Origin of the sequence: Halalkalibacter sp. AB-rgal2 (assembly GCF_041821005.1) — a bacterium.
In the GTDB taxonomy this organism is placed as follows: domain Bacteria; phylum Bacillota; class Bacilli; order Bacillales; family Bacillaceae_D; genus Halalkalibacter.
Genome location: NZ_JBGUAV010000016.1, coordinates 84635 through 91603 on the forward strand (window position 1 = coordinate 84635; position 6969 = coordinate 91603).

Annotated in this window: 8 protein-coding genes and 1 riboswitch; of the genes, 1 reads left to right on the forward strand and 7 read right to left on the reverse strand. The window is 41.3% G+C overall.

Going from position 1 to position 6969, the window contains the following annotated elements; genetic code table 11:
* Positions 1 to 4: 4 nt before the first annotated feature.
* From purB to ACERJO_RS13435, 6 genes are all read right to left on the reverse strand, one after another.
* Entirely contained in the window at positions 5 to 1303 is a 1299-nt protein-coding gene (gene purB, locus ACERJO_RS13410; RefSeq protein ID WP_373647826.1) for an adenylosuccinate lyase, read from the reverse strand.
* A 168-nt stretch (positions 1304 to 1471) separates the two neighbouring features.
* Positions 1472 to 2593: a 5-(carboxyamino)imidazole ribonucleotide synthase gene (purK, locus tag ACERJO_RS13415; RefSeq protein ID WP_247105853.1), complete on the reverse strand. Its 1122-nt coding sequence runs from the start codon at positions 2591 to 2593 to the stop codon at positions 1472 to 1474.
* A complete protein-coding gene (purE, locus tag ACERJO_RS13420) occupies positions 2590 to 3075 on the reverse strand; it encodes a 5-(carboxyamino)imidazole ribonucleotide mutase (protein WP_247105854.1) in 486 nt (161 codons plus the stop codon). The genes purK and purE overlap by 4 nt, the downstream gene beginning before the upstream one ends.
* Positions 3076 to 3386: 311 nt before the next feature.
* Positions 3387 to 3488, reverse strand: a riboswitch (purine riboswitch).
* Positions 3489 to 3564: 76 nt separating this feature from the next.
* Positions 3565 to 3774 (reverse strand): NETI motif-containing protein, encoded by a 210-nt coding sequence (locus ACERJO_RS13425; protein ID WP_247105855.1) that lies wholly within the window; start codon positions 3772 to 3774, stop codon positions 3565 to 3567.
* 128 nt (positions 3775 to 3902) lie between these two features.
* Positions 3903 to 4460 carry an isoprenylcysteine carboxyl methyltransferase family protein gene (locus ACERJO_RS13430; RefSeq protein ID WP_247105856.1) on the reverse strand — a complete coding sequence of 186 codons (558 nt, stop codon included), beginning with the start codon at positions 4458 to 4460 and terminating at the stop codon, positions 3903 to 3905.
* Positions 4457 to 5560 carry a type III polyketide synthase gene (locus ACERJO_RS13435; protein WP_247105857.1) on the reverse strand — a complete coding sequence of 368 codons (1104 nt, stop codon included), beginning with the start codon at positions 5558 to 5560 and terminating at the stop codon, positions 4457 to 4459. The genes ACERJO_RS13430 and ACERJO_RS13435 overlap by 4 nt, the downstream gene beginning before the upstream one ends.
* A 147-nt stretch (positions 5561 to 5707) precedes the next feature.
* Here ACERJO_RS13435 and ACERJO_RS13440 point away from each other — a divergent pair, with 147 nt between their 5' ends.
* On the forward strand, positions 5708 to 6652 hold the full coding sequence (locus ACERJO_RS13440; RefSeq protein ID WP_373647829.1) for an agmatinase family protein: 945 nt from the start codon (positions 5708 to 5710) through the stop codon (positions 6650 to 6652).
* Positions 6653 to 6757: 105 nt separating this feature from the next.
* Here the strand turns inward: ACERJO_RS13440 and ACERJO_RS13445 are convergent.
* Positions 6758 to 6969: hypothetical protein (locus tag ACERJO_RS13445; protein ID WP_373647830.1), on the reverse strand; the 212-nt coding region annotated here is incomplete at its 5' end.

The following is a 6969-nucleotide window of genomic DNA, read 5'->3' on the forward strand; positions in this document are numbered from 1 at the left end:
TTTATTAGTCTTCTAAACCTACTCTTCTAAAGATCGTATCAACATGCTTCATATGATGTTCATAGTTAAAGCACTCTTCAATTTCAGCAGGTGATAGTACACTCGTAATGCGCTCCTCCGATTCGATTAGCTCACGGAATTGAACACCCTTCTCCCACGCTTCCATCGCTTTCGGCTGAACAAGGTCATATGCTTCTTCACGTACCATTCCTTTATTAATCAGGGTGAGCAGAACACGCTGTGAGTAAGTTAACCCATACGTCCGTGTCATATTACGCTTCATGTTATCAGGGAATACAGTCAAGTTTTTCACGATATTTCCGAAACGGTTTAGCATATAATTCAACGCAATTGTCGCATCAGGTAAAATGATTCGTTCAGCAGATGAATGAGAAATATCACGCTCATGCCATAACGGTACATTTTCATATGCCGTTAACATATGTCCACGAACAACTCTTGCAAGACCTGTCATATTTTCTGAGCCGATCGGATTACGCTTATGTGGCATAGCTGACGAGCCTTTTTGTCCTTTTGCAAAGAATTCCTCTACCTCACGCGTTTCACTCTTTTGTAAACCGCGAATTTCTACTGCGAACTTCTCAATTGATGTCGCAATTAAAGCAAGTGCTCCCATATATTCGGCGTGACGATCACGTTGCAGAGTTTGTGTGGATATAGGCGCTGCTTGAAGTCCTAGCTTTTTGCAAACAAACTCCTCAATTGCAGGATCAATATTCGCAAATGTGCCAACAGCTCCTGATAATTTACCTACGCGCACGCCTTCTGCTGCATGCTTAAAACGCTCTAGGTTACGTTTCATTTCTTCATACCAAAGGGCAAGCTTCAATCCGAACGTTGTCGGCTCAGCATGAACGCCATGAGTACGACCCATCATAATCGTAAATTTATGCTCAAGTGCTTTGTTTTTCAAAATATTAATAAACCGTTCGATGTCGGCAAGTAAAATGTCATTAGCCTGCTTTAATAAATAGGAAAGAGCCGTATCAACCACATCAGTTGACGTTAAGCCGTAATGAACCCACTTTCGCTCTTCACCTAACGTTTCAGAAACCGCACGGGTAAATGCGACAACGTCATGACGAGTTTCTTCTTCAATCTCAAGTATCCGGTTCACATCAAAGCTAGCATTTTCTCTAATTTTCTGCACATCTTCCTTTGGAATCTCTCCAAGCTCAGCCCATGCCTCACATGCAACAATTTCAACTTCAAGCCACGCTTGATAACGATTTTCCTCAGTCCAGATTGATCCCATTTCAGGTCGCGTATAACGTTCGATCATAGGTTCATAGCCTCCACATATTTATATTTATCAGTTCAGAATACCTCTAAGAAAAACACGTAACGAGCGAATCCAACGCTCTTCATTAAATTTCTCCGACAGCTACTCCGGTTCTTCTCACGCAGTCTGCCTAGAATTTATACTTTCTTATCTTTTTAACAAACCTCGTTACTCCTTCATAACACGCTCAAGCTGTCTTTCTGCTTCTTCTAATGATTCTGCTGTCACTGTTAGATGACCCATCTTCCGCTTTTCCTTTGCTTCAAACTTCCCATATAAATGGAGCTTTGCTTCGTTCAGATTAGGCAACCCCTTCATAACCATGTCAACATGCTCCCCAAGGATGTTCTCCATAATGACAGGTCGTAATAAATCAGTTGAACCAAGTGGCAATCCGCAGACAGCACGTATATGCTGCTCAAACTGTGATGTCACACAAGCCTCAATAGAATAATGACCAGAATTATGTGGTCTAGGCGCTAATTCGTTGACATATAATCTGCCATCCTCAAGCATGAAAAGCTCCACCGCCAATGTCCCAACGACATTTAACTCCGTCACAAGTGTCAGAGCAATTCGCTTTGCTTCTTCAATCACCTGATCATTCACTCGTGCTGGTACGTATGAACGGTGTAATATGTTATCCTTATGGTCATTCTCCGCTACTGGAAAGACAGCTGTTTCTCCATTTCTAGACCGTGTTACGATCACTGAAAGCTCAAGAGAAAATGGAATCCACGCTTCAAGAACACATTCTGATTGTTTCAATAGCTCACTTGCTGCTTCTGTTAATTGTTTCTTATCTCTCACAACTCGTTGACCTTTTCCGTCGTATCCACCACGACAGGTTTTTAAAACAGCAGGAAATCCGATCTCCTCTATAGCACCTTCTGTATCCTCAATCGAATGTATGGCATGAAAAGGGGCAACAGGAATGCCTACCGATTGAATCGTTTCCTTTTCTAATAGACGATGCTGAGTAAACCGTAATACGTCTGCTCCTTGAGGGAAATCTGCCTCCTCCGTAAGCCATGTTGCCGTTTCACTATCAATATTTTCAAATTCATACGTAATGACATCTGAGATCTTGGCAAGCTTCTTCGCTGCCTCACGATCATCATATGGTGCCTCTATGACATAGTCAGCGACCTGCCCACAGGGCGAATCCTGACCTGGTTCCAAAACAGCAATGCGATAACCCATTTGCTTAGCTGCAATCGCCATCATTCGGCCAAGCTGTCCCCCACCAATAATACCAATCGTTTGTCCTGGTTTGATCATTCGCTTCATAGTTGTTCACTGCTTTCAATGACAGCTTGTCTCGTCTTCTCTCGACGTTCTTCTAAGCGCTTGTGTACCTCTGGTTGAAAGGCTCCTAATAATTGCGCTGCAAGTAAACCCGCATTTGTCGCGCCGGCTTTTCCTATAGCAACCGTTGCTACTGGAACTCCACCCGGCATTTGAACGATCGATAATAAGGAATCAAGCCCCTGTAACGCTCTTGATTGTACAGGCACGCCAATAACAGGCAACGTCGTCTTCGCCGCAACCATACCTGGAAGGTGAGCAGCTCCTCCTGCGCCTGCTATAATGACTTTTATCCCTCGTTCTCTTGCCTGTTCTGCATATTCAAACATTAAATCCGGTGTCCGGTGAGCCGAAACAACTTTTTTCTCATAGACCACCTTTAACTCATCTAACACGTCACATGCCGCTTTCATTGTATCCCAATCAGATGTACTTCCCATTATGACGCCCACTTCTGGATTCACGTTTTATTCGCCCCTTTTCCTTCTGAGATGTTTTCATGAATAATCACTTTTTTAGAGGCTGTTCAAAAAAGGCTATTTTCCCCTTTTCGAATGACCTCTAAGCAATGAGCGTAGTCGCTACATCTTTTAAAAGTCTTGTGGTGAGCGGTTTTCTGACCAGAAGACACGTAGCGAACGGAGCCATCGCCATGTTTTTGGTGATTTTTCAACATGCTCTTTTAAAAAATCATAGAAAAAAGCATAGAAAAAGCTTACTTTATCACTCTATATTCGAGAGAAAGGAAGCAACTTCTACGCTTTCATAGTTCCAAAGTGCAACGACCTTTCCTCATAGTCCAGTCATTTACGGTAACTGGGTAGAAACTTTTGGACCCTATCTCCAATGATATATGAGGTTTATTTCGCTTTTATTCAATCATCTAGCTACATCTTACAAGGAACTGCTCATTATGTCAATAAAATGTCGAACATTAAGAAAACCATTTCCTGCTATTGTTCGTTTTCTGTCAAAACCCCTTCAAACACAATCTTCTGACGAATTGGTACGTATTCTTTCGTTGTTCGCTCAGTTCGTTCTTCAAATATTGGCTTCTCTAACCTTCTCATCGGCTGATAGCCTTCCTTTTTCATACGATCTAAGCATTGCTCTATTGTTTCTCCTTCTTCAACTTCAAATTTCTTCTTACGTTGTTTTGTCAATACAAGTCCATTCCTTCCTAATATATGAATTGTTCAATAGCTTATCATTAATAAGGTAGAATGAAAAGATGTACTAATAAGGACACCGAAAAGTTAAAACCAAACTTTATCAATGCCATTTTAGATACTCATTTATCAGCTTTTGGCACAAATCGCTTTTTATGTGTAAATTGTACGTCATAATCTGTCGCCTCACGTAAGGCCTTCTCCTCTTCTTTAATCCGAATCGATAACACCCATCCATTAAGAATGGTAAAGACTACGGCCGTTACATATGCTTGAAACATTAGAGGAAGCATGAGCAGCTCTGTGATGACGATTACATAATTAGGATGGCGAATAAATTGATAAGGTCCCTTGACCTTCACCTTTGCACCTGGTAAAACGATAATTCTCGTATTCCAAAAGCGCCCTAATGAGGACAAAGCCCACCCTCTACATACTTGTGCTATCATGAAGAAACTAAAAGGAATAATCGACCATACGAAAAATTGCGGAGATCTTACAGTGACCTCGAGCAAAAGTGAGACAAAGAACATCACATGTACGATTACAATGTAAACATAATGCTCCCCGCCTACTTCATAGCCTCCTTGCCCTTTCATCCATCGTTCATTGTTCTTAGCAATGATAACTTCTATTACACGTTGGGCGATAATAAAGAAAATGAATAGGTATACAATCATCCTTCCTTCATCCCTCCCCATTGCATAAGTACCATCTCGGAGCAAAATCCTGGGCCTAGTGAAGCCATCAATCCATATTCCCCTTCTTGGTGGTCCTTCATCATTATTTTTTCAAGCACATATAAAACAGTTGGCGAAGACATATTACCATGCTTCCTTAAAACGTCTTTAGACTCTGTCAATAACGCTTCATTAATATGTAAACTTTCCATATAAGCATCTAGTACTTTTTTTCCACCAGGATGAGCAATAAACTCCGAAATATTTCCTATCTTCAAACCTACTTTGTCCAAAAAAGAGACGACTGTTGGCTGTAGCCATTGACGAATAATAGCTGGAATACTTCTCGAAAACACAACGTGTAAACCAGAATCCTTCACAGCCCACCCCATCACATCTTCAGAATGCGGCATTAATGTTGATTCGGTTGAGACGACAAAAGGGGACCGTTTTTGATTAAGGTCACTCCCCACACTTGAGTCATCACCACAAATCAACGCACATGCAATACCATCAGCAAATAAGGACGTTCCAACGAGATTGCTTTTTGATCGATCCTTCCTTTGAAACGTTAAGCTACAGAGCTCGACGCATACGACAAGAACATTTTGGTCAGGAAAAGCACGGCAATACTCATACGCTCGACTCACACCTGCCGTTCCTCCCGCACAACCTAAGCCCCATAACGGAATTCGTTTCGTATGTGGAGAAAAAGGCAGATGATTCATAATTCTCGCATCCAAACTAGGGGTAGACATTCCGGAACTCGTGACACAAACAATCGCATCAATCCGCTTATACTCAATCGTTCTTTTTAAGAAAAAGGGTTGATTTAAGCATTTTTCAATGGCCTTAACTGAATATTGGGTCGCAAGTTCTATATAGAGATCATTTCGTTCCTTTAATGAGTGTTCCTTTTGAAACCATTCAATTGGAACGGCAAATTGACGCTGATCGATTTGTCCATTTTGAAAAACAGTCAACAAACGCTCGATATCTTGATAATCTTCTTGAAATAATTCACGCGCAAATTCAGTCGTCGTATCTTGGTTTAATGTATATTCAGGCTCTAATCGACTAACAGAAGCAATAAATGGCATATTTCCACTCCTAGAAAAAATAGATAAAGGTAGTATCACCTAGTAGCTGGTAAAATATTCATTAAATAAATCTCCGCAATATTCTTGTTTGATTCTCTTCATTTCGGGAAAAGTATCAAAAAACGAATGATTCGAAAGGAGAGTCCTATGGGTTCGATGTTATACGGCAATACGCCACCTTTTCTAGGTGCAGAAATTGCAAATGAGCATTCTTTTAAAGAAGCAGATGTCCTTATTTATGGTGTTCCTTGGGAAGGGGCAGTTACGTGGGGAGATTATACAGGCTGCGAACTAGGTCCAAAGGTGATGCGCTTATGCTCTGCTCGATACAGTGGCTACTTGCCTGAATTAGATGATATTGACGTGTTTGAGCATTTATCGTTAGCTGACCTTGGTGATGTTGACGTTGTACCTGCTAATGTGGAAGAAACGATGAATCGGATTGAAACATTTGCCTCACGTATATGGAAAACGAATAAATTCCCACTAGCTCTAGGTGGGGACCATGGCATTACGTATCCTATTGTAAGAGCATTGACTGAAACAACGAACAAAAAGGTAGGTATTATCCATTTAGATGCCCATTATGATAATATGCCCCACCATGAGGGGGATCAATATGCTCGCTCAACACCTTTTGCTAGGTTGTATGAGCTTGATGGTGTAGTAAATGAAAGCTTGATCCATACCGGTATTCACGGACCAAGAAATAAACCTGAGAGTGGTCGGTTCGCCAAAGAAGCTGGCGCAAAAACGTTTACCATTAATCACATCCGTGAAGTACCTAACATAAGAGAACTTGCTGAATCGATCTATGAACTAGCAAGCCAGAATACGGATATTGTTTATTTAAGTGTATGTAGTGACGTGCTTGATTTCGCTTTTAATCCAGGGGGACCCGTTGATGGAAATGGGCTAACCTCTTATGAACTTCTTACACTTATTTATGAATTTACGAAACGGGGAATTATCGGAATGGATTTTGTAGAAGTCTATCCACAGCAAGACCCCACTGATGTATCTTCACATTTTGCATCCACGATTGCATTGTATGCACTTGCCGGACATATTAGGAGTAAAGAAAATAGCTAGTGACAAAATGCCTTTGAGAAAAAAGTCTCAAAGGCATTTTTACGTTATTTCCTCTATTTTCTGTTGGTGACACTGGAGGGTGGGTGTTTCCCCAGTGCCAGTTGGCTAACTTTTTAAGGTCATGGTAGAAAAAACAAGCATCGCCTGCATTGATTTTTTTCCAACACTTTCAGATTGGTCCAACGTAAACCATTCTTTTGTTTGAGGTTCATAAACCATTCGTCTCACAGGGGGACATGTTGCTTTTCTTGATGCTTCTTCACGGCAATCCATCCGCTCTTTCACAGATGATGCTGTCCCTTCCGGAACAGTGCTCG

Bases quoted from the DNA above. Each gene is read 5' to 3' on its own strand.
- ACERJO_RS13440 (WP_373647829.1), top strand. From the start codon at position 5,708: ATGGGTTCGATGTTATACGGCAATACGCCACCTTTTCTAGGTGCAGAA.
- ACERJO_RS13430 (WP_247105856.1), bottom strand. From the start codon at position 4,460: ATGATTGTATACCTATTCATTTTCTTTATTATCGCCCAACGTGTAATA.
- purB (WP_373647826.1), bottom strand. From the start codon at position 1,303: ATGATCGAACGTTATACGCGACCTGAAATGGGATCAATCTGGACTGAG.
- ACERJO_RS13435 (WP_247105857.1), bottom strand. From the start codon at position 5,560: ATGCCATTTATTGCTTCTGTTAGTCGATTAGAGCCTGAATATACATTA.
- purK (WP_247105853.1), bottom strand. From the start codon at position 2,593: ATGAAGCGAATGATCAAACCAGGACAAACGATTGGTATTATTGGTGGG.